The sequence below is a fragment of the Glutamicibacter sp. X7 genome (genome assembly GCF_054889245.1).
Map to the genome: position 1 here is coordinate 1166835 of NZ_CM142678.1, position 21566 is coordinate 1188400.

A 21566-nucleotide genomic window follows, 5' to 3' on the forward strand; every position below is an offset into this window, starting at 1 on the left:
TTTCGGACAGACCACGTTACTGTAGGGCGCTAGTCCTAAGCTGGAACCATGTCGATCATCTCGCCACGCATAAACATTCCTGACCTACCGGACCTTGATGAAGGTAATCTCGATTTCCACTCCATCGGAGGCTTTGAGGAACTAACTCTGTTCTCGGATGAATCTCTTGATCGCGTGAACCTTACTAGGAGTACGTTCAGCGAATGTGCACTGAACAATTTGTCTGGCACGGATCTTGCATGGGCCGATGTGCGAATCTCCGAGTCTTCCATCTCACGACTTGGTGCTTCAGTCATTGAAGCGCCGGGGCTTGTCATGCGACAAACTCGGATATCCAGCAGTCGAATTGGAGTGCTCCACGCCTCGGAGAGCACAATTTCCGAGACGGAAATCGAGCACAGCAAACTTGATCTTCTTGCGCTGCGTCGTGCAAAGGTCACCGATTTACGGTTGAGTAATTGCACGATTGGGGAGCTCGATTTGTCTGGCGCCACAGTTAACCGCGTGGCACTGGTTGACTGCCGCATCGACAGCTTGAGGTTGAGTCAGAGCACGCTCAAGCACCTCGATCTACGTGGCGCACATCTCGGCGATCTTGACGAAGTTTCGGCGCTGCGCGGAAGTCTGCTGAGCTACGAGCAACTCCTCCAGTTTCTGTACCCGATCGCTGCGCATTTGGGAATTGCCGTCGAGGACTAACTGGGCTAACCAGCCTTAGTTTCTTGGCCGCTGGGTAATGTGCTCATTTCGGCCAAGCCAAGGCTAAGATGTTGGGCCTTGGAAAATTCGCTACCATTTATAGGTGACTGAGCGCGAACCGATGACCCTGATCGACGACGAAAACCTTCCGCAGACCTACGAGGTGCGGACCTTCGGCTGTCAGATGAACGTGCACGACTCCGAACGCCTTTCCGGATTGCTGGAAGACGCCGGCCTGAGCCGCAAAGACGATGCGGATACCGAGGTGGCCGACGTCGTGGTGTTCAACACCTGCGCCGTACGTGAAAACGCAGACAATAAGCTCTACGGAAACCTAGGGCAGTTGGCGCCGCTGAAGCGTGAACGTCCAAACATGCAGATTGCTGTCGGCGGTTGCCTCGCGCAAAAGGACCGCGACACAATCTTGAAGAAGGCCCCATGGGTAGATGTGGTCTTTGGTACACACAACATCGGCTCACTCCCGACGCTTCTGTCGCGCTCCCGGCACAACAAGCAGGCAGAGCTGGAGATTCTCGAGTCTCTTGACGTCTTCCCCTCCACGCTACCGACCCGACGCGAGTCCGTATACGCCGGGTGGGTGTCCATTTCTGTGGGCTGCAACAATACGTGTACTTTCTGCATCGTTCCTTCGCTGCGCGGTAAGGAACGAGACCGCCGCCCGGGCGAAATCCTCGCTGAAATTCAAGCGCTGGTCGATGACGGCGCCATCGAGGTGACATTGCTGGGGCAGAACGTGAACTCCTATGGAGTTGAATTCGGTGATCGTCTCGCCTTCGGCAAGCTCTTGCGTGCCTGTGGTGAAATCGAAGGGCTAGAACGTGTGCGTTTTACTAGCCCACACCCGGCGGCCTTTACCGACGACGTCATCGAAGCCATGGCCGAAACCCCGAATGTCATGCCGCAGCTGCATATGCCGCTGCAGTCAGGCTCGGACAAGGTACTCAAGGACATGCGCCGTTCGTACCGTTCGAAGAAATTCCTTGGCATTCTGGACAAGGTGCGCGAACGTATCCCACACGCGGCCATCACAACCGACATTATCGTCGGATTCCCCGGAGAAACCGAAGAAGACTTCCAAGCTACTCTCGACGTGGTCGAGGCGTCGCGTTTCTCGTCGGCATTTACCTTCCAGTACTCGCAGCGTCCGGGTACTCCGGCCGCAACCATGGACGATCAACTGCCGAAGGCCGTGGTTCAGGAACGTTATGAACGACTCACTGCACTACAGGATCGGATTGCAAAGGAAGAGAACGCCAAGCAGGTTGGACGCACCGTTGAAGTCATGGTCACGGAGCAAGCTGGCCGTAAGGCTGAGGAAACTCATCGGCTCTCCGGCCGTGCGCAAGACCAGCGCCTCGTGCACTTCTCGGTGCCAGAGGGGGCCGAGGTCCCGCGCCCTGGTGATCTAGTGACCGTACCGATCACAGAGGCAGCGGCATTCCACCTGATCTCGGATCCGACTAAGGATCAGTATTCGGTGCGCCGATCCCGTGCGGGCGATGCTTGGGACCGTGCACAGGCCGACTCTTGTGGCGTTCCGACGACGGGGACCGGCGGCGGCAAGGGTAAAACTAGCCTAGGTATGCCGACCTTGATGGTGCGTAAATAACGCGATGACTTCCTCGCTTCCGATCCTTGCGATCGTGGGTCCTACCGGAACAGGGAAGTCGGATTTGGCGATCGCGCTTGCTCAGGAGCTGGGCGGCGAAATCGTCAATGCCGATGCATTGCAGTTCTATCGTGGCATGGACATTGGAACTGCAAAGCTGGCCCCGAACGAACGCGGTGGGATCGACCACCACCTGCTGGACATCATGGATATTCGTGAAGAAGCGTCTGTGGCCCAGTTTCAAGCGCAGGCCCGCGAACGATTCGAGGTCATCCGCGCCCACGGTAACGTACCAATTCTGGTGGGTGGATCTGGATTGTACGTTCGTGCTGCATTGGACGTGATTGACTTTCCGCCGACGAACCCAGAGGTCCGCAACCAGGTCGAGGCGCAAATGGCTGCTGCGGGGGAGAGCGACTTACGGCGCGAACTGGCAGAGGTCGATCCAATATCCGCAGCGCGGAACTTGGATGTTCGACGTGTTATTCGAGCGCTAGAGGTCTACCGCATTTCGGGACGTGCCTTCAGCTCGTACATGCCAGAACGAGAGTACATGCAGCCGACCATACAATTGGGGCTGAACTTTGAGCGGGCGGCATTGCACGAACGTCTAGCCTCTCGCGTCAAGCGGATGGACGGTATGGGACTCGCCGAGGAGGTCGCTGGCCTGCTCGAACGAGGTCTACGTGAAGGTAAGACGGCGTCACGTGCTATCGGATATCAGCAATACACTGATTATCTTGATGGCAAGATCGACAGGGCTCAAGCCATTGAGCAAACTGTCGTGGCCACCAGAAAGTTTGCGCGGCGACAAATCACCTGGTTCACCGCAGACCCACGAGTGACATGGTTTGATCCGACCCGGGCGGGAATGCTCGGCGATGTCCTCGCACATATCGACAACACCCACAGCCAACCTGAGGCGGAGTAATGACAATCAGTGCACTGAACGAATTGGAGGGCTTGTCCTTTGCCAAGGGGCATGCCACCGGCAACGACTTTGTGCTGATCTCGGACCCGCAGGGCCACCATGACCTTAACGCTCAGCAGGTGGCGGCATTGTGTCATCGCCGATTCGGCCTCGGCGGAGACGGGCTCATCCGCGTCGTGCCAACCTCGATGGTCTCTGGATACGAAAGCCAGGTGGCCGAGAATCCGGAGGCCCAGTGGTTCATGGACTACCGCAATTCCGACGGTTCGATAGCTGAAATGTGCGGCAACGGTGTGCGCGCCTTCGTTCATTTCCTCGTGGCCGAGGGGCTGGTGGATCTCGAGGTCGGTCAAACATTGAGCATCGGTAGCCGCGCCGGCGTAAAGAAGGTGCAACGTACAGCTAACGGCTACGCGGCAAATCTGGGGCCTTGGGGGCTGATTCATGAAGACAAGGCAACCGCTGAATCGGTAGATTCACTGGTTTTGGCTTCCGGATGGAATCAGCACCGTCCGGCTCTCAGCATTACGATGGGCAACCCCCACACCGTGGTTGCGCTCTCAGACCCGCAGGAGCTCGAGGCGCTGGATCTTTTTCATGTGCCGGAAGTGGAGCCTGTGCCCGTGAACGGGACGAATGTCGAGTTTGTCGTTCCCGCGGAACCATTGCTAAGCAACGGGGTGGCCACGGTGCGTATGCGCGTGCATGAGCGCGGCGTGGGTGAAACGCTGTCGTGCGGTACCGGAGCCTGCGCTGCCGCGGCTGCCATGCGGTATTGGGCGCGCAGCCAAGCCACCATTGACCATTGGATCGTGCAGATCCCCGGTGGGGAAGTGGGCGTCGACTTCGTGCCCGTTGCCTCCGGGCGTGAGGAAGTGGTGCTTTCTGGTCCGGCCATGTTGGTGGCCCGTGGGGTATTGGGCTCCGACTAACTGAGATCGGCTAGTCGTCTGACGGCCGATTCACTTGCAGGATGCGGAAGCCCTTGGAAGTTGCCGCACGTGTCACGTTCCAGTGATTTGGTAGCTGTTCGGCCAACCACTTTTGCAGCGAGTCACTTCCAAGGTTCTTCTGCACGACGAGTAGGGCCTCCCCACCCGGGGCAAGCCGCGGCAGCCAACGTAGGAGCAACTCATGTAGGGCTTCTTTACCGATACGAATCGGAGGGTTGGACCAGATAGTGTCGAATTCGAGGTCCTCGGCAATGTCATCCGGCGTACCTACCTGAACGCGGTCAAGGTTCAACGCCTTGGCATTGCGCCGCGCCAAATCAATAGAGCGCTCATTGACATCTACGGCAAAGACCTCGCTGTCGGGGGCGAGCAGTGCCGCAGTAAGCGTAATGGGTCCCCAGCCACAACCGATATCCAATACGCGTCCACGTGGTGGCGCCACATATTCCAGCAATACCGCAGTACCTTTGTCGAGACCACCGGGGGAAAAGATCCCTGGGGCAGTCATCACTTCGCGTTCGGCGCCGGCGAGGGTGACGCGTAGCGTCCGTCGTTCATCGTTTGAAGCCGGCGACGCGCTGAAATAGTGATCCGAGGTCATGATGGAAGATTATCGGTTGGCACGGTGGTGGCCAAACATAGTGAGCCACACAATATAGATCGACGGCGACTCAAGTGATAGAGTTTTCTCTATGACTCTGATCTACAGCTAATTAAGCCGCCGATAACGGTAGCCGCTCCGCCAGTTTTTGGTGCACCTCTCTTTGGTGCGCGCTGGTACTTGATGAGTGCGCGTGGACAGAGTCATTAGCTATAGGTCGTCACCGAACGTGGCACCTAGACATCTTGTGTACTTGGACACTGCACCCCTTCCGGCAGCCGTTGGCATATCTCTGCAACTCCTCACCATTGTGCTGAACAACCGGAGGCTCATAACCATGACCGAACATCTCGATGCCACAACTGCCACCTCGCAAAATCAGGGGCAAGCACACTATTCTGTAAAGCGACAAACTTCTAAGGGGAACATGACTAACTCTCAGTCGCACGATCACGAATCCGCGCCGATGGATGACGCGCAGATTCAGGCGGCCATTGATCGTATTCTTGCCGCCGATAGCGCCGATGCGCCGCAGGTGCACCACTTCGGGCAAGACGAATCGAAAGATGTGCTCGGCGGTCGTGCCACTGCGCTGAACCGATTCTCGGTATCGCGCTCGACCTTCGACGGCGAACAGGACGACCTTGCCGATCGCCATGCTCTGCGACGCGTGGCCGGATTGTCCACCGAACTCGAAGATGTGACGGAAGTCGAATACCGCCAGCTACGCCTGGAACGGGTTGTTCTGGCGGGGATCTGGACCGAAGGGTCGGTTCAAGAAGCGGAAAATTCCCTACGCGAATTGGCCGCGCTGGCTGAGACCGCGGGCTCCGAGGTGCTCGACGGAATCGTGCAACGTCGAAGCAAGCCCGATCCCAGTACTTTCTTGGGCTCCGGCAAGGCTGCCGAACTGCGCGACATTGTCGCCTCTACCGGGGCAGATACCGTGATTGTCGACTCCGAGCTGGCACCCTCGCAGCGCCGCGCACTCGAAGACATCGTCAAGGTGAAGGTCATCGACCGGACCGGACTGATTCTTGATATCTTCGCGCAACATGCCAAGAGCCGCGAAGGTAAAGCGCAGGTCGAACTTGCGCAGCTTGAGTACCTTTTGCCGCGCCTGCGTGGTTGGGGCGATTCCATGTCTCGGCAGGCCGGTGGCCGTGTCGGTGCTGCGGGTGGCGGCATCGGTTCACGCGGTCCTGGTGAAACCAAGATTGAACTTGATCGTCGTCGCATTCGTGACCGCATGGCGAAGCTGCGGCGTGAAATCAAGGCGATGAAGCCCGCACGTGAAGCCAAGCGCGCAAGCCGTAAACGTAATGAAGTGCCGGCCGTCTCTATCGCCGGTTACACCAACGCGGGCAAATCTTCCTTGCTCAACCGCCTGACGAACGCTGGGGTCCTGGTTGAAAACGCGCTGTTTGCGACCCTGGATCCCACTGTGCGCCAGGCCCAAACCGCCGACGGGATGGGCTATACGCTCGCCGACACGGTGGGCTTCGTCTCCAACCTGCCGACTCAGTTGGTCGAAGCATTCCGTTCAACGCTCGAGGAAATCGGCGACTCGGATCTGATCCTGCACGTGGTGGATGCCTCGCACCCGGACCCCGAAGCGCAGATCCGTGCCGTACGCACCGTGCTTTCCGAGATTGACGCGTTGAATATCCCGGAAATCATCGTGCTGAACAAGGCTGACGTCGCCGATCCGTTTGTGATCGAACGGGTACGCAATCGCGAATCGAATTCGATTGCGGTTTCGGCCCACACTGGCGAAGGCATTGATGCGCTTCTCGAGTTGATTAGTGCCTCGATTCCGCGGCCCAGTGTGCAGCTTGAAGTCCTGATCCCCTATGACCGTGGTGATTTGGTCTCGAAACTGCACCGCGACCAGTCGGAAATTTTGGAAAGCGAGCATCGTGAAGACGGCACTCGCATGATCGTCAAGGTTCGCGAATCCCTCGCGGCGGAATTGGAGCCGTACAACCTTCATGGATAAGCAAGAGCAGGCCCTTGGGCTGCTGCAAGCCGCCGTGGAATCCATGGGTGGGCAGGTTCGCCCCGGTCAGCAGGAGATGGTCAAACACGTCGTTGAGGCGTTGGACGAAGAACGTCATCTGCTGGTGCAGGCGGGTACCGGAACGGGTAAGTCGATGGGCTACCTGATTCCGGCGCTGGCTTATGCACAAACCTCGCCAAAACCCGTGATCGTCTCCACCGCCACGTTGGCGTTGCAGTCTCAGATCGTCGGACGTGATGTGCCGCGTCTGCTCGAATCGCTCAAGGGCAAGCTCTCGCGCCCCATGGATGTGTCCTTGCTCAAGGGACGCTCGAACTATTTGTGCCAATATAAGCTCGGCGGCGGCTACCCGGATGAAGACGAGGGCGCGCTGTTTTCCATGGATGAGAAACCCGCGGCCTCTGGCACGGTGTACTCGCCGCTGGCTAATGAAGTCATGAAACTTCGTGAATGGGCCGAACGCACGGAAACCGGGGATCGCGATGAGTTGGTTCCCGGGGTCAGCGATAAGGCCTGGCGGCAGGTCTCCGTCTCCGCCATGGAGTGCCTAGGGTCGCAAAAATGCCCGATGGCAGACGAATGTTTCTCGGAAATGGCGCGCGCCCGTGCTTCGGAAGCGGATGTGGTGATTACCAACCACGCCCTGCTCGCCGTCTCGGCCTTCGAGGGGCTGAACGTGCTTCCGGATTTCGACGTGGCCATCATTGATGAGGCACATGAGCTTCAGGACCGCGTGACTTCTTCGGTCGCTGGCGCGCTTTCTGCTCGCATGGTGCTGACCGCCGCTGGCGGGGCGAAGCGTCACTGCGCGGTGAACGTCGATGAACTCACCAAGGCGGCCCACAAACTTGAAAAGTCGTTGACTGGCATCCCCACCGGCCTGATGGATAAGGGATTGCCGGAGGAGATGGGCATCGCGCTGAACGACATCGTCGAGCAGTCCCGCTTGGTTCTCGCCTTGACTAAACCCGAGGCTAACGCCCCGGCCGACGGCGGGCGACAGACGGCTCGTTCCCAGCTGCAGGCCATTATGGATGATGCGATTCGCATGTTGGAGACCGAAGAGCGACGCGAAGTGCTCTATACGACCCGTCCCCGTGAGTTCGTGGATGGTCGCGGCTACGTAGAATCTGACCCGGGCACCCCGGCCACCCTCAATGTCGCGCCGTTGTCGGTGGCTGGCAAGCTCCGTGAAGGGTTGTTCGACGGACGCACCGTGGTTTTGACGAGCGCCACCCTAGCCATTGGTGCGCAGTTCGATTCCGTTGCCGGATCATTGGGGTTGATGGGTGCCGGTGCCCCGAGCTGGGAGGGCGTGGACGTCGGCAGTCCTTTCGATTATCCCAAACAGGGCATTCTCTACGTGGCGAAACACCTGCCCAAGCCTGGTCGCCAGCTCTCGGCCGAAACCCTCGACGAGATCGAGGACCTCATCGCCGCCTCGGGCGGTGGGGCATTGGTGCTCTTTACTTCTAAACGGTCCGCCGAGGAAGCAGCCGAGATCCTACGCCCTCGTTTGGACACTGAGATCCTCTGCCAGGGTGAAGGCAGCATGAAGTCGCTCGTGGAGCAATTTGCCGCCGACCGAGATAGTTGCCTGTTCGGCACGATGACTCTCTGGCAGGGCGTCGACGTCCCGGGCGACTCCTGTCGACTGGTGATTATCGACAAGATTCCTTTCCCACGCCCCGACGACCCCATCTCCAAGGCGCGTACCGAGGATATTGCCCGGCATGGCGGGAATGGGTTCATGCAAGTCTCGGCCACCCACGCGGCCATTCGTCTCGCACAGGGTGCCGGACGTTTGATCCGTTCGGTTAACGACAAGGGTGTTGTGGCAGTGCTCGACTCCCGTATGGCCACCGCACGCTACGGAACCTTCCTGAAGGGCTCGTTACCGCCGATGTGGCCTACCGTCGATAAGAAGACGATCCTCGGTGTGCTGAAGCGCCTCAAGCCCTAGAGAAACGGTGAGGTTCCAGTGGAGTCCTTTCGATCACTTGCCGCCGGCGCGGCCCGCGATACACACGCGCGCTTTGGACGTCACCTCGCCGGACTACCCGGTACATTCATTGGACGAAGCCACGATAGGCAAGACGATACCCGGCACATTCGCGACTTAGGGCCCTGGAACTACTGGTGGCAGGCGCACTATTTGGATGCGATCGTTGACGATGCCGAGCTGTGGCTTGCATCAGGGGAGCGGCTCCGGGCGATGCAGGAAATCCGGCGGGCTAAGGCGTTGCTACGCGGAATCTTCTTGCGTAATCTCGGCAAATTCCCGAATGCCTTCTACGACGACATGGCGTGGCTTGCGTTGGCGGCGCGTCGTCTGGAACGCCTCACCGCAGCTCTTCCGGGGCAACGGGCCCCGTTGGCTTCCCTGGCGGTCCATCAGCTGGGTCGGGTTCTAGCAGCGGCCGGAGATGACCGTTTGGGTGGCGGAATTTACTGGAATCGCTCAAGAGACTTCAAAAATACGCCGGCCAACGGCCCGGCCGCGCTTTTGTTTGTTCGTACCGGACGCTATACGGCGGCCCGCGCGCTGATGCAGTGGCTCAATGAGCATCTGTTCGACACGGCTCGCGGCCTCTACTTCGATGGTCTGCGTCTGAAGGATGACGCCGTAGATCTCGAACCGGCTATTTACACCTACAACCAGGGCACAACTCTGGCCACGCTGTGTGCCTTGGGTATGCCCGAGGATCTGACGCGTGCGGCCGACTTGATTCACGCGATTCGTCGTGAATTGGCTGACGAGCACGGCTCCTTGCCGATCTCGGCGGCCGGCGACGGTGCACTATTTACCGGCATCCTGTGCCGCTACTTGGCACTGTCCGCAGGTGACCGGCGACTTCCCTCCGAGGTGCGCGATAAGGCGGCGCAGATGGTGCGCAGCACCGCGCAAACGCTGGTGGAACGGCAGGAGATTGAACTATCTGCGGTCGTGCAGCGCTGGATGATTTTCAACGCCGCGTGCCGGTTGAGCCCGGCGACCTCGATACCGAACGCCTAGAGCGAGCGCATCACCGAAACAACGCGGCCCATAATGGCGGCACTGTCGCCCAGAATTGGCTCGTAACGGGAATTCTGCGGCAACAGCCACGTATGCCCATCGCGCTGCCGGAAGGTTTTGACCGTTGCTTCCTCGTCGAGCAACGCCGCCACAATGTCACCGTTTTCGGCGGTCTGCTGCCGACGCACGACAACCCAGTCGCCATCGCAGATGGCAGCATCAACCATTGAATCGCCCGAGACTCGCAACATAAAGAGTTCGCCATGACCGACCAACTGCCGAGGGAGCGAGAAGACGTCTTCTACGGTCTGCTCGGCCAGGATCGGGCCACCGGCGGCGATACGCCCTACTAGCGGAACCATAGTGGTATCAGCCGAGGTACTGAGCTCGATGACCTTGGACTCTTCTGCCGGGCTGGGTTCCTCGGCTGCCGGTGCAGGTGCCGATCCATCTTCGCTTAGCTGCAATGGAAGGAGGATCTCCATGGCTCGCGGACGACGCGGATCACGTCTGATGTAGCCCAACTTTTCCAACTGCCCCAGCTGATGCGTCACGCTTGAGAGGCTTGCCAGTCCGACCGAGTCGCCAATCTCACGCATTGATGGCGGGTAGCCATTCTTCCCGATAGCGCGCTGAATTGTTTCGAGAATCTTCTTCTGACGAATAGTCAGGGATCGAGCGTTGGATCGCGGAGTGCGTTGCGATGCTGACATGAGTTTCTGCCTTCCCTAAGCCTTCTGATCCCGCCGGTGAAAGACAAACTGTCGGGGCCGAATGCTGTGATGTTTCCATTGCTCGATTACTTCGAAATCTTAGTAGAAGATGACTCCTCTTTCAAAGATTTGTTCGAAGGTGTCTGGACAACGTCGATCGAGCGGTGTTAGAACAGATGTACTACTTCCGAATACATGTTCGAACTAGTTGTTCGAATTCGAACTCGGATCACTCGTAGCCACACATGAGGAGAAAACATCATGGGTACTCTTGCGTTGGACGCCACCACCAAGGCCGCTCCCTTGAAGATCAAGATCAATCGTCGCGGTTGGGCCGTGCTGGTAGGAATCCCCGTATTTGCGCTGACCGTCGCCGCGGCATTCTTCGTGGCCATGTTCTTCAATTCCGCACAGGCCAGTTCCGCCGCGCCGCAAGGGCAAGAGTTCGTTGAAGTGACCGTGATTCCTGGAGACACGCTATGGGGTCTGGCTCGTGAACACGCCGGAGAACACGATATTTACTCCGCCATGCAGTACATCAGCGAGATCAACTCCATCGAGTACGGCGAGATTCAGGCGGGCGACACCCTGCAGATCCCCGTTCTCGACTAGCCTGTTGAAGTGCGGTTTATTACCTAGTAGCGACCTCGATTGAAGCGGGAGGTCACTACGCGACTAGAATTAAACCGTGAATGACCGCAGTGAACTTTTGAGTCAGCTGCCCTTACGCGAGAATCTCCGAGGGCTTTCTCCCTATGGCGCGCCACAGATCGACGTGCCCATTCAGCTGAACGTCAACGAGAACACCCATCCATTGCCCGATGCAGTAGTTCGGGCCATTAGCGATGAGGTAGTGGCTGCGGCAACCACACTGAACCGATATCCAGACCGGGAATTTACCGAACTCCGCGAACGTCTCGCCGACTATCTGGGTCACGAGTTAGCCGCCGACAATATCTGGGCGGCCAATGGGTCCAACGAGATCCTTCAGCAGATTCTGCAAGCATTCGGTGGTCCAGGACGTAGCGTAATGAGCTTCGTTCCGACCTATTCGATGTATCCGCTGCTTGCTAGTGGCACCGACACCACTTTCATCGCCGGGACCCGTGATGAAGATTTCGAACTGACCGCCGCATCGGCAGCAGCCCAGGTGCGCGAGCACCGACCCAATATTGTCATCCTTTGCTCGCCGAATAATCCAACTGGTACGGCGTTGGGGCTAGATGTCATCGAGGCTGTATATGAGGCGTGCTCCGAAACCAACGCCATGGTCGTCGTCGACGAAGCCTATGCCGAGTTCTCCTTGGCTGGTACTCGTTCGGCGCTGACCCTGCTTGCCGATCGCCAACGGCTGATCGTAACGCGTACCATGTCGAAGGCTTTCGCCCTTGCCGGTGCTCGACTGGGCTATCTTGCGGCCGCGCCCGAGGTTACCGATGCCATCCGTCTGGTACGTCTGCCGTACCACCTTTCCGCGGTCACCCAAGCTACTGCCATTGCTGCGCTGAAGAACGTGGATCTACTTTTGGCGGAAGTCGAAGCCATCAAGGTCCAGCGCGACCGGATCGTGGAACGACTCAAAGAACTTGGGCTCAAGCCATCGGTGAGCGACTCGAATTTTGTGTTTTTCGGCGGGCTCGACGATCCAGAGGCCATCTGGCAGGGACTTCTGGAAGCAGGCATTATCGTGCGAAACAACGGGATCCCCGGAACTTTGCGCGTGACGGCCGGTACCGAAGCCGAGACGACGGCCTTCCTCGACCGACTGGCCGAGCTGTTGGACGCAGCGAACTAGCGAGAACGAACTACCGCAAAGGAAATAATGACTGCCGAACTGATTGGCGCACGTCGGGCACGCATGGAACGCGTGACTAGTGAATCCTCCGTGTTTGTGGAACTGGACCTCGATGGGACCGGCACCAGCGAGATCTCCACCAGCGTTCCGTTCTATGACCATATGCTCACCGCGCTGTCCAAGCACTCGCTGATCGACCTGACAGTCCGCGCGACCGGGGACACGCATATCGACGTGCACCACACCGTCGAGGACGTTGCGATCACCATCGGCGAAGTTTTGCGCGTGGCCTTAGGCAACAAGGCCGGTATCCGTCGCTTCGGTACCGCCTATGCGCCCTTGGACGAGGCGCTGGCACGTGCCGTTGTAGATGTCTCCGGGCGCCCTTACCTCGTCCACGGGGGCGAGCCGGCCGGTCAGGAGTACCACCTCATCGGCGGGCACTTCACTGGTTCCATGACGCGCCATGCCTTTGAAGCGATTACCTTCCACGCCCAGATTTGCGCGCATATCGAGGTACTTTCAGGTCGCGACCCGCACCATATTGTCGAGGCACAGTTCAAGGCCTTTGCCCGGGCGCTACGCGAGGCAACTGAACCCGATGCCCGCATGGGTGACCAAATCCCGTCGACGAAGGGTGCACTGTAAGCATGACTGCAAAGAAGGTCGTCGTACTCGAGTACGGTTCTGGCAACGTTCGCTCCGCGGTCCGTGCATTGGAGGCCGCCGGGGCCGACGTCGAACTAACCGCTGACCCGAAGGCGATTCAGGACGCCGACGGTGTGGTGGTGCCCGGGGTGGGAGCCTTTGCCGCCGTGATGGACGCACTGAAGGCCAGCGGGTCATTGCGTTGGATCGGTCGGCGCATTGCCGGCGGTAAGCCGGTACTTGGCATCTGCGTGGGACACCAGGTGTTCTTCGAACGGGGCGTCGAGCATGGGGTGAAAACCGAGGGCCTCGGTGAATGGCCTGGCGTGGTCGAGCGTCTGAAGGCCGATGTCATCCCGCACATGGGCTGGAACACCGTGAAGGCTGCCGAAGGGAGCAACCTTTTCAAGGGCATCGAAAACGAGCGTTTCTATTTCGTTCACTCCTATGCGGTGCTGGACTGGGCGTTTGACGTAACGCAGCCGGCGATGACTCCGCCGAAGGTGACCTGGTCAAACCACGGGAGCGATTTCGTGGCCGCGGTAGAAAACGGCCCGCTCTCGGCTGTGCAGTTTCACCCGGAGAAGTCCGGAGAGGCCGGCCAGAAGCTACTGCGCAACTGGTTGGCGAGCCTCTAATATGTGGTCCGTAGTACTTCTCGGACTCGCCGGATTCCTCGGCGGTGGAGCGCTATCGCTACGTAAGCAGAGCGCACATATTTCTTGGCAGATTGCCCTTTGGGTGCTGGCCGTGACCGCAGTTGTCGCCGCCTGGGCCCTGACGTACTAAGAACTTCAAGGAGAAGACAAGCAATGAGCGAGCTACCCATTCTTGAGCTGTTGCCCGCCGTAGACATCGCCGGGGGACAGGCGGTGCGTCTGGTGCAGGGTGAAGCCGGCTCCGAAACCGGCTACGGCGACCCACTCGAGGCCGCATTAGCTTGGCAGAACGACGGGGCACAGTGGCTGCATCTGGTGGACTTGGATGCCGCTTTCGACCGAGGGCATAACACCCAGATCGTGCAGCGTATTGCCGAAGAGCTGAAGATCAACGTCGAACTATCCGGCGGCATCCGCGACGATGCCTCGCTGGAGCGCGCCCTGGATTTTGGGGCTACCCGCGTCAATCTGGGTACCGCAGCGTTGGAAAACCCGGAATGGACCGCCCGCGCCATCGAGCGCTTCGGTGACAAGATCGCCGTGGGGATGGACGTGCGCGGCACGACCTTGGCCGGACGTGGCTGGACCAAAGAAGGCGGAGACCTCTGGGAGGTGCTGGCGCGTTTGGAGGATGCCGGATGCGCGCGGTACGTAGTCACCGACGTGACCAAGGACGGCACCCTGCGCGGACCGAACGTCGAGCTGTTGCGTGAACTCTGCGCCAAGACCGATAAGCCCATCGTCGCCTCCGGCGGTATTTCCTCGCTGGAAGATCTGCGCGTGCTACGCGAACTCGTTCCTGCCGGAGTTGAAGGCGCGATTATGGGTAAGGCCCTCTATTCGGGGCAGTTCACCTTGCCCGAGGCGCTCGACGTCGCCGGACGAGCCTAGCTTCAGAGGGGAATTCCCCAGCATTTCGGCTCAGGCCGACAGCGCATGACAGGTGCGCTGTCGGCCTGAGCCGTTCTTAGGACCGTGCGTGGCGCAGCGCACTATGAGTTCAGCCGCAAGGACAACCTCGCCGCTTGCCCCGACCGATAGCATGGAGCCATGAGCAGTCACAACCCAGAGCAAACCCCGCAGCGACACCTGCCCGGACATATCGCGGCGGCCCTGGCCAGAGCCGGTGAACCGAGCGATTCTGCGGGACAAAGCTGGGAAGGTCGAGACCTCAGCGGCGAGGGAAACCCGCTGCACAATTTCGATCAGGATGACGGACTCGCGAACCCGGACGTGGTGGCCGCAATACAGGCGCTTCGTGCCGGAACCGGTGATGAAGCGGGCGTGCATGCGGCGCTGGCCAACGCGCGCGTCTTTGTTGCCGTGGTGGCTCAGCTCGGCGAGGAAGCGATGACCGAACACGGATTCGCGTCCGATAAGGAAGCCGATATGGCGCTGGTGAAAATCAAGGCGCCCGACGGACGTATGGCACTGCCGATCTTTACCACGGTGGACGACCTGCAGGCATGGCACCCGCAGGCGCGTCCGGTCGCAGTCTACGCACCTCGGGCGGCGCTCTCCGCGGTCAGCGAGGAAGCTCAGCTCTTGGTGATGAACCCCGGTAGTGAATTCACGTTCGTGCTGCGCCGTCCGGGTGTGTGGACGCTGGCGAAACAGGTGCCCTGGGTGCCAAGTTATCGCGACGAATCTCTGGCGGAGGTCATCGGCCAGGTGGTTGCCGAGCATCAGACGATTGATTCGGTACGCCTGGGCCCAGGCCGAGGTGTAGCCAGCCGCGACCGTGATGGCGCGGTTGTCGGCGGCGGGGGAGTTGGCCCCGAACTGAACGTACAACTGGTTTTCCGACATGGAACACCGAAGGAACTGGCCGAAGCTACGGCCCGCCAGATCCATACGGAACTTGCTCAAGATGTTCACTTCGCCGAAGCAGTGGACTCGATGGAACTGAGTTTGATGAGCACGGCACACTAAGAAAGGACAAAGATAGTGTGGGCATGAAACGGTACTGGCAGATCCTAAGCCAGCCTAAGATCGCGACCCTACTAGTTATCGGAATGGTCGCTCGCCTACCTCATTCCGCGCTCAGCATGCTGCTGTTGCTGCATCTGGTGCTCAACCTCGATCAAGACTGGACGACCGCAGGTCTCGCCACCGCGCTGATGACCATCGGTATTGCGATCGGTGCTCCGTGGCGTGGTAGCCGGGTAGATACCTGGGGCTTACGCAGAGCCCTCTTGCCCTCGGTCATTGTCGAAACCGCAGTGTGGTGCACCGTGCCACATGTGTCGCTGCCCTTCGTTTATCTCCTAGCCTTCATCGGCGGCCTGTTCGCGCTGCCGGTTTTCTCTGTGGTCCGTACCGCCTTGGGCATTATGACCACCGGTGAAACGCGCCGTTCGGCTTTTGCCCTAGATGCGATGGCTACCGAACTGGTATTCATCGTCGGACCAGCATCCGCCGGACTGATCGCCACCCAGATCAGTACGACCATCGGCCTGAGCGTGATCGGCATCAGCACCTCGCTGGCCGGGCTCGGTCTCATGTGGCTCAACCCGCCCACCCGGAGCGAGAGCACAGAAGGTGAAACTACGGCCAGTGCCCACGAGGAATGCCTCGGCGCCGAGGCGAGCCTGCTAGCCTCGGCTCCGGCCGGTGTGCACGAAGTGGAAGGCGAACTGATTTTCGCCGGTGCGAAGTCCACCAAGGCACGGATCAAGGCGCGCGGACGGGCCTTTAAGAGCCGCTTTAGCTGGATGAGTGCCACCGTGCTGGCCGTCTTTATTGCCGCCGGCGGGGCCGGGGCGTTGCTGACCGGAACCGAAGTGGGGATCGTGGCCGATCTGGAACACCGCGGTGTTCCCGCAGATCTCGGGATCGTCTTCTTCTTCTGGTGTGCTGCCTCGCTGGTCGGTGGGTTGTTCTACGGCATGATTGAACGGCAGATCTCCCCACTGTTCCTCCTTTTGGCCATGGGCGTGCTGACCATCCCGATGTACTTCGCCACCGATACCTGGTCACTGGCGCTGCTGTCGATTGCCCCCGGCTTGCTCTGTGCACCGACCCTTTCGGCAGCCTCCGAGTGGCTTACCGACCTTGTGGCCGAAAAGCGACGCGGTGAGGCGATGGGTTGGTACGGCACGGCGATGACCACCGGCACCGCCTTGGGTTCGCCGCTGACCGGTGCCATGGTCGATGGCTACGGGTCCGGACCGGCCTTCGCTGGCATCGGCATTCTCGCGGTGTTCGTCGTGCTCGTGGCCCTTGTCGCACAGCAGATTAGGCGGCGCATTCGGGGGCGTCGACGTTCGGCGTTGAATCAAGTCCACTAGGTTGCTTATGGCGCCATAACTTACCGGCTGGGTCGCTTTGGCGGCCCAGCCCTCCTACTTAAGTACAATGGCGCGGCCGGTCACCGGCTGATAGGTTCGACGTGATCGGCGATCATGACGACGACGGCGCCGATAGACGACTAGTAGGCGAACCGATGGAAGTGATATCCGCATGTTGATCGATCCAGTCCGTGGGTGGAGATTCGCTCTCCTTGCGGTGATCTATGCGGGCTTCTTGCTGGTGGTTGGTGAACTGGGCGTGCCCCTGATCTGGTGGGCCATAGCGGTCGTTGGCCTGCTAGGGGCCGCGACGGGTATTTGGGTGTATCGCCGAGAGCATTGGAACTTTAGAGCCCGTGGGAGCAGCCTGTACTGGGGCGGCATCCTGATCTATACAGCCCTAGTGTTCTACACCCGAACATTGGGAGGAATCGCAGGACTCATTCCTGCAATCGCCGTAGTGTGCGGCGGATTCGTCTGGCTGTATCTGGCTAAGGTCTGCGTATCAGACGACGAGCTCGTCGACAGCCCGATCTGATGTCCGCAAGAACAAAGGGCCCGCATGCGTAGACGCATCCGGACCCCATGACTTTAATCTCTTAAATTTGTACCTAAATGCCGCTTAGTTCACCGGGCCGGTGAACTTTTCGCCCGGACCCTTCCCCGGCTCGTCCGGAATGATGGACGCTTCGCGGAAAGCTAGCTGGAGGCTGCGCAAACCGTCGCGCAGTGGAGCGGCGTGCTGTGAACCGATCTCCGGTGCACCGGCGGTGACTAGGCCTGCTAGTGCAGTGATGAGCTTACGGGCCTCGTCGAGATCCTTGAGCTCATTGGCGTCGTCGCCCTCGGCGAGACCGCATTTAACTGCGGCGGCGCTCATCAGGTGCACGGCGGCGGTGGTAATGATTTCAACGGCCGCGACCTCGGCGATGTCGCGAACCTCCTGGGCCACGTTGTGCTCGTGCGAGTTGGTGTCTTCGGTACTCATACTGCTAAGCTTGTCACAGACCGACTCGATGCAGGTACTTGAGAGTGTCCGGAATCCTCCGGATGTGATCAACGGACCAGCGTTGAGCCCAGCAAGTGGAGGCCATCTCCCACCCGCTGTCGCCGACTTCAGGCTTCCGGGTTTTTCGGCAGGATGTCAATGCATCCCTTAAGAGATCCTTTGGGTTCTCACGCCGATGTCGTTATGGCCTTCACCTGCGAACTCGCAGATGGAGGCCTTCTTTATTTGCGGGACACGGACTTTCGAACATCAGGAGTAACACATCAGCGATCCACGCATTAACGAGCGCATTCGCGTACCAGAGGTACGTCTCGTTGGCCCTAACGGTGAGCAGGTCGGCATCGTCCGCATCGAGGACGCATTGCGACTGGCTCATGAGTCCGATCTGGACTTGGTCGAGGTGGCGCCTAACGCCAAGCCTCCGGTGTGCAAACTGATGGACTTCGGCAAGTACAAGTACGAAGCCGCGGTCAAGGCTCGTGAAGCTCGTAAGAACCAGACCAATACGGTGCTGAAGGAAGTTCGCTTCCGTTTGAAGATCGACACCCACGACTACGAGACCAAGGTTGGCCACGCGCTACGCTTCCTGGCCGCTGGTGACAAGGTCAAGGCCATGATCCAGTTCCGTGGGCGTGAACAGCAGCGTCCGGAGATGGGCATTCGCCTGCTCGAGAAGTTTGCTGACGATGTCGCCGAAGTCGGTGCAGTGGAGTCCGCTCCGCGTATCGATGGCCGCAACATGGTCATGGTGGTTGGCCCATTGAAGAATAAGGCTGAGGCTCGTCGCGAGCAGCAGGCGAAGTCCGGTGGCCGTAGCCGCCGCGGTGCTAGCAAGGTGAACACCGAAGCGCCGCAGGAGACCGAAGGTCAGTCCGTTGCTTCCGCCATGGACGATGAGGCTCGAGCCAAGCTGGAGCAGGCCCGCGAAGCAGCCGAGGGCGACGCCTAGCCACGCCTGTTGGGTTCACAGCAGCCTGTCACCGTCCAACGGTGGGAGATCTTCTTCGCGAAGATCTAACTATAAGAGAACAACAGCGATCCTCTCCCATGGGAGGGCCGCTTCGGATGATCCCTCGGTGGTTTACCGACCGCCGAGAGCACGTAAGGAGAACGGCAGCTATGCCGAAGTTCAAGACTCACAGTGGCGCCAAGAAGCGCTTCAAGCTGACCGGTAGCGGCAAGCTCAAGCGCCAGCAGGCTAACCGCCGCCACTACCTGGAGCACAAGTCCTCGCGTCTGACCCGTCGCCTGGCTTCCGACCAGATCGTGGCCAAGGCCGATGTGAAGACCATCAAGCGGATGCTGGGTCTCTAAGCCTCCCTTTTGCAATTCGGGGAAGCATAACCCCAACAACCATAGTTTTCCCTTCACCCCACCGGGCGAAGGAAACCGACTTGAAGGAGTACACACGTGGCACGTGTGAAGCGGGCAGTCAACGCCCACAAGAAGCGTCGCGTCGTAATGGAACGCGCAAAGGGTTACCGCGGTCAGCGCTCGCGCCTGTACCGTAAGGCCAAGGAGCAGCTGCTCCACTCGTTCGTATACAGCTACAACGACCGCCGCAAGCGCAAGGGTGACTTCCGCCGCCTGTGGATCCAGCGCATCAACGCTGCATCCCGCGCCAACGGCATGACCTACAACCGCCTGATCCAGGGCCTGAAGGCCGCTGAGGTCGAGGTTGACCGTCGTATGCTGGCCGAACTGGCCGTCTCGGACGCCAACGCTTTCGCCGCGCTGGTCCAGGTTGCAAAGGGTGCCTTGCCGGCTGATGTCAACGCCCCAAAAGCGCCTGAGGCAGTAGCCGCCGCACCAAAGGCAGCAACCAAGAAGGTTGAAGCCAAGGCTACTGTCGCTGCTGAGTCGACCCCGGCTGAAAAGGCCGAGGCCGTCGGTGCATACAAGGCTGTTGACGGCGCCGATGTCCCGGAAGGGTTCATCATCAAGGGCAACGCCGGCTCCAACAAGTACCACGTACCGGGCTCGACCTGGTACGAGCAGACTGTTGCTGAGTACTGGTTCAACTCGGTTGAGTCCGCCAAGGCCGCAGGCTTCGAGCCTGCCGGTGGCGAAGCTCGCCAGAAGATGAAGTAGATCTGACCGTATAGGACAGATCACAGCTAACAGGCGGTGTTCACGAACGCGTGAACACCGCCTGTTTGCATGTCAGCTAGTATCCTCGAATCATGACCAGCTACGCCGATGAGCTCCTGAGCAACCCCAAAGCCGACCGGGTCAAGACCGTCGCACGACTCGCCAGCCGGCAGGGACGCAAGAGCACCGGCAACTTTCTGGTCGAGGGTCCGCAGGCGGTGCGCGAAGCCCTCAAGGCTTCCCAGCACAATCCTTCATTGGTCACTCAGGTCTATGCGGCCGAAGGATTCCTCGAGGCCAACCCCGAGTTCGTAGAGATGCTTTCCGGTACACGGGTATTCACCCGTACGGTCACCGGGCAAGTTCTGCTGGCCATGGCCGACACCATGACCCCGCAGGGCATCATCGCGGTTGCCAGAATCACCGAGCCCACGCTCGAGGAGATCTTTGCGCAGCAGCCAAAGCTCATCGCCGTTCTCTGCCAAGTGCAGGACCCTGGCAACGCCGGAACGATTCTTCGGGCGGCCGACGCCGCTGGGGCCGACGCTGTGGTGCTCTCCAAGGGAAGCGTCGATATTTACAACCCCAAGGCGGTGCGATCCACCGTCGGCTCGCTGTTCCATTTGCCGGTGCTCAGCGCGGTGGACTTTGCCGAGCTTGCCCAGTTGGCTCGTGCGAACGGGGTGCAACTGCTGGCCGCCGACGGCTACGGAGCCCATGACCTGGATGCACTACAGGATGCCAGCGTGCTGCGAAGGCATGACTCCGGCGCCGGTGCAACGCAGGACGAACCGGCTCTTGAACAGCCCAGCGCGTGGCTCTTTGGCAATGAGGGGCAGGGGCTAAGCGATGAGGAAAAGCACGCCAGTGACTATGGTGTCGCCGTTCCGCTCTATGGTGCCGCCGAATCGCTAAACGTGGGCACCGCGGCCACGGTGTGCCTCTACGCTTCGGCTCGCGCCCAGAACCGGATGGGAGCTGGAGCGTGAAACAGATCGTTGCTGTCGCCATACTTGATTCGCTGACCGCTCCGACCCGCCTTTTGGCCGCACGCCGCACCTACCCGGAGCATCTGGCCGGACAGTGGGAATTTCCCGGCGGAAAAGTTGAGCCGGGGGAGGAGCTTGTCCAAGCGGTGCACCGTGAAGTGCGTGAAGAACTGGGCGTGGACGTAACCCTTGGCGAGGAGCTGGTCGGACCCACCGCCATGGGCTGGCCACTGCATGAAACCGCCGCGATGCGCGTGTGGTTTGCCGTAGTCAACGACGGGGTTCCGGAACCTATCGAAGGACACGATGAGCTGCGCTGGTTGCCGCTCGACGCGGATCTGGCAGAGCAGGTACCGTGGATCCCAGCCGATGCGCCGATTGTGGCAGCCCTCCTGGAACGCGTCGCACGCCGTCTACCTGACTAAATACCCCGTGCAGGATAATCTCGCTCACCGAAATGTGAGGTGAAAGGCGAGTTACCAGCGCGTAAGATATAACGGTGCCCGCGGGCAGGGCACCTCG

Annotated in this window: 24 protein-coding genes; 21 read left to right on the top strand and 3 right to left on the bottom strand. The window is 59.7% G+C overall.

Annotated features, from left to right (window positions below; all coding sequences use genetic code 11):
• Nucleotides 1-48 precede the first annotated feature (48 nt).
• From ACYU0X_RS05705 to dapF, 4 genes are all read left to right on the top strand, one after another.
• Nucleotides 49-699 (top strand): pentapeptide repeat-containing protein, encoded by a 651-nt coding sequence (locus ACYU0X_RS05705; protein ID WP_461902395.1) that lies wholly within the window; start codon nucleotides 49-51, stop codon nucleotides 697-699.
• Nucleotides 700-820: 121 nt separating this feature from the next.
• Nucleotides 821-2329 (top strand): tRNA (N6-isopentenyl adenosine(37)-C2)-methylthiotransferase MiaB, encoded by a 1509-nt coding sequence (gene miaB, locus ACYU0X_RS05710; RefSeq protein WP_461902784.1) that lies wholly within the window; start codon nucleotides 821-823, stop codon nucleotides 2327-2329.
• A gap of 4 nt (nucleotides 2330-2333) precedes the next feature.
• Nucleotides 2334-3260: a tRNA (adenosine(37)-N6)-dimethylallyltransferase MiaA gene (miaA, locus tag ACYU0X_RS05715; RefSeq protein WP_461902396.1), complete on the top strand. Its 927-nt coding sequence runs from the start codon at nucleotides 2334-2336 to the stop codon at nucleotides 3258-3260.
• The gene (dapF, locus tag ACYU0X_RS05720; RefSeq protein WP_461902397.1) at nucleotides 3260-4192 is read left to right on the top strand and encodes a diaminopimelate epimerase; all 933 of its coding nucleotides are present in this window, start codon (nucleotides 3260-3262) and stop codon (nucleotides 4190-4192) included. Before miaA ends, dapF begins: the two co-directional genes overlap by 1 nt.
• 10 nt (nucleotides 4193-4202) lie before the next feature.
• Here dapF and ACYU0X_RS05725 read toward each other — a convergent pair whose 3' ends face one another.
• Nucleotides 4203-4814 (bottom strand): class I SAM-dependent methyltransferase, encoded by a 612-nt coding sequence (locus ACYU0X_RS05725; RefSeq protein WP_461902398.1) that lies wholly within the window; start codon nucleotides 4812-4814, stop codon nucleotides 4203-4205.
• Between the two features lie 427 nt (nucleotides 4815-5241).
• Between ACYU0X_RS05725 and hflX the strand changes: the two genes are divergently transcribed.
• Genes hflX through ACYU0X_RS05740 form a run of 3 tightly spaced genes read left to right on the top strand, consistent with a single transcriptional unit; the run spans nucleotide 5242 to nucleotide 9850 of the window.
• Nucleotides 5242-6813 carry a GTPase HflX gene (gene hflX, locus ACYU0X_RS05730; protein ID WP_309408041.1) on the top strand — a complete coding sequence of 524 codons (1572 nt, stop codon included), beginning with the start codon at nucleotides 5242-5244 and terminating at the stop codon, nucleotides 6811-6813.
• Nucleotides 6806-8797, top strand: coding sequence for an ATP-dependent DNA helicase (locus ACYU0X_RS05735; protein ID WP_418908825.1), 1992 nt, complete (start codon nucleotides 6806-6808; stop codon nucleotides 8795-8797). Before hflX ends, ACYU0X_RS05735 begins: the two co-directional genes overlap by 8 nt.
• Nucleotides 8798-8815: 18 nt before the next feature.
• The gene (locus ACYU0X_RS05740) at nucleotides 8816-9850 is read left to right on the top strand and encodes a glycoside hydrolase family 76 protein (RefSeq protein WP_418908826.1); all 1035 of its coding nucleotides are present in this window, start codon (nucleotides 8816-8818) and stop codon (nucleotides 9848-9850) included.
• On the opposite strand, the gene lexA is transcribed toward ACYU0X_RS05740, so the two are convergent.
• A complete protein-coding gene (gene lexA, locus ACYU0X_RS05745) occupies nucleotides 9847-10563 on the bottom strand; it encodes a transcriptional repressor LexA (protein ID WP_418908827.1) in 717 nt (238 codons plus the stop codon). The two genes, ACYU0X_RS05740 and lexA, sit on opposite strands and share 4 nt — an antisense overlap.
• Nucleotides 10564-10824: 261 nt before the next feature.
• Here lexA and ACYU0X_RS05750 point away from each other — a divergent pair, with 261 nt between their 5' ends.
• The 9 genes from ACYU0X_RS05750 (at nucleotide 10825) to ACYU0X_RS05790 (ending at nucleotide 17493) form a co-directional block, all read left to right on the top strand.
• The gene (locus ACYU0X_RS05750) at nucleotides 10825-11175 is read left to right on the top strand and encodes a LysM peptidoglycan-binding domain-containing protein (RefSeq protein ID WP_461902399.1); all 351 of its coding nucleotides are present in this window, start codon (nucleotides 10825-10827) and stop codon (nucleotides 11173-11175) included.
• A gap of 76 nt (nucleotides 11176-11251) precedes the next feature.
• Nucleotides 11252-12358, top strand: coding sequence for a histidinol-phosphate transaminase (locus ACYU0X_RS05755; RefSeq protein ID WP_461902400.1), 1107 nt, complete (start codon nucleotides 11252-11254; stop codon nucleotides 12356-12358).
• 27 nt (nucleotides 12359-12385) lie between these two features.
• Nucleotides 12386-13006 carry an imidazoleglycerol-phosphate dehydratase HisB gene (gene hisB, locus ACYU0X_RS05760; protein ID WP_309408029.1) on the top strand — a complete coding sequence of 207 codons (621 nt, stop codon included), beginning with the start codon at nucleotides 12386-12388 and terminating at the stop codon, nucleotides 13004-13006.
• A 2-nt stretch (nucleotides 13007-13008) separates the two neighbouring features.
• On the top strand, nucleotides 13009-13644 hold the full coding sequence (gene hisH / locus ACYU0X_RS05765) for an imidazole glycerol phosphate synthase subunit HisH (RefSeq protein ID WP_461902401.1): 636 nt from the start codon (nucleotides 13009-13011) through the stop codon (nucleotides 13642-13644).
• Between the two features lies 1 nt (nucleotide 13645).
• Entirely contained in the window at nucleotides 13646-13795 is a 150-nt protein-coding gene (locus tag ACYU0X_RS05770; protein WP_309408025.1) for a hypothetical protein, read from the top strand.
• A gap of 23 nt (nucleotides 13796-13818) precedes the next feature.
• Nucleotides 13819-14556, top strand: coding sequence for a bifunctional 1-(5-phosphoribosyl)-5-((5-phosphoribosylamino)methylideneamino)imidazole-4-carboxamide isomerase/phosphoribosylanthranilate isomerase PriA (gene priA / locus ACYU0X_RS05775; RefSeq protein WP_461902402.1), 738 nt, complete (start codon nucleotides 13819-13821; stop codon nucleotides 14554-14556).
• A gap of 159 nt (nucleotides 14557-14715) precedes the next feature.
• Complete coding sequence (locus tag ACYU0X_RS05780) at nucleotides 14716-15597, top strand: SseB family protein (RefSeq protein WP_418908833.1); 882 nt, start codon at nucleotides 14716-14718, stop codon at nucleotides 15595-15597.
• 23 nt (nucleotides 15598-15620) lie between these two features.
• Nucleotides 15621-16955: an MFS transporter gene (locus ACYU0X_RS05785; protein WP_461902403.1), complete on the top strand. Its 1335-nt coding sequence runs from the start codon at nucleotides 15621-15623 to the stop codon at nucleotides 16953-16955.
• A 172-nt stretch (nucleotides 16956-17127) separates the two neighbouring features.
• Nucleotides 17128-17493 (top strand): hypothetical protein, encoded by a 366-nt coding sequence (locus tag ACYU0X_RS05790; RefSeq protein WP_309408019.1) that lies wholly within the window; start codon nucleotides 17128-17130, stop codon nucleotides 17491-17493.
• 84 nt (nucleotides 17494-17577) lie between these two features.
• Here the strand turns inward: ACYU0X_RS05790 and ACYU0X_RS05795 are convergent, their stop codons facing one another.
• A complete protein-coding gene (locus tag ACYU0X_RS05795; RefSeq protein WP_309408018.1) occupies nucleotides 17578-17943 on the bottom strand; it encodes a DUF1844 domain-containing protein in 366 nt (121 codons plus the stop codon).
• A gap of 310 nt (nucleotides 17944-18253) precedes the next feature.
• Between ACYU0X_RS05795 and infC the strand changes: the two genes are divergently transcribed.
• From infC to ACYU0X_RS05820, 5 genes are all read left to right on the top strand, one after another.
• Nucleotides 18254-18913, top strand: coding sequence for a translation initiation factor IF-3 (infC, locus tag ACYU0X_RS05800; protein WP_418909314.1), 660 nt, complete (start codon nucleotides 18254-18256; stop codon nucleotides 18911-18913).
• A gap of 170 nt (nucleotides 18914-19083) precedes the next feature.
• Nucleotides 19084-19278 (top strand): 50S ribosomal protein L35, encoded by a 195-nt coding sequence (gene rpmI, locus ACYU0X_RS05805; protein ID WP_309408017.1) that lies wholly within the window; start codon nucleotides 19084-19086, stop codon nucleotides 19276-19278.
• A gap of 96 nt (nucleotides 19279-19374) precedes the next feature.
• Nucleotides 19375-20055, top strand: coding sequence for a 50S ribosomal protein L20, sunset domain variant (rplT, locus tag ACYU0X_RS05810; protein ID WP_309408016.1), 681 nt, complete (start codon nucleotides 19375-19377; stop codon nucleotides 20053-20055).
• Between the two features lie 92 nt (nucleotides 20056-20147).
• Nucleotides 20148-21044, top strand: coding sequence for a TrmH family RNA methyltransferase (locus tag ACYU0X_RS05815; protein ID WP_418908835.1), 897 nt, complete (start codon nucleotides 20148-20150; stop codon nucleotides 21042-21044).
• The gene (locus tag ACYU0X_RS05820; protein ID WP_461902404.1) at nucleotides 21041-21469 is read left to right on the top strand and encodes a (deoxy)nucleoside triphosphate pyrophosphohydrolase; all 429 of its coding nucleotides are present in this window, start codon (nucleotides 21041-21043) and stop codon (nucleotides 21467-21469) included. The genes ACYU0X_RS05815 and ACYU0X_RS05820 overlap by 4 nt, the downstream gene beginning before the upstream one ends.
• The last annotated feature ends 97 nt before the right edge of the window (nucleotides 21470-21566 follow it).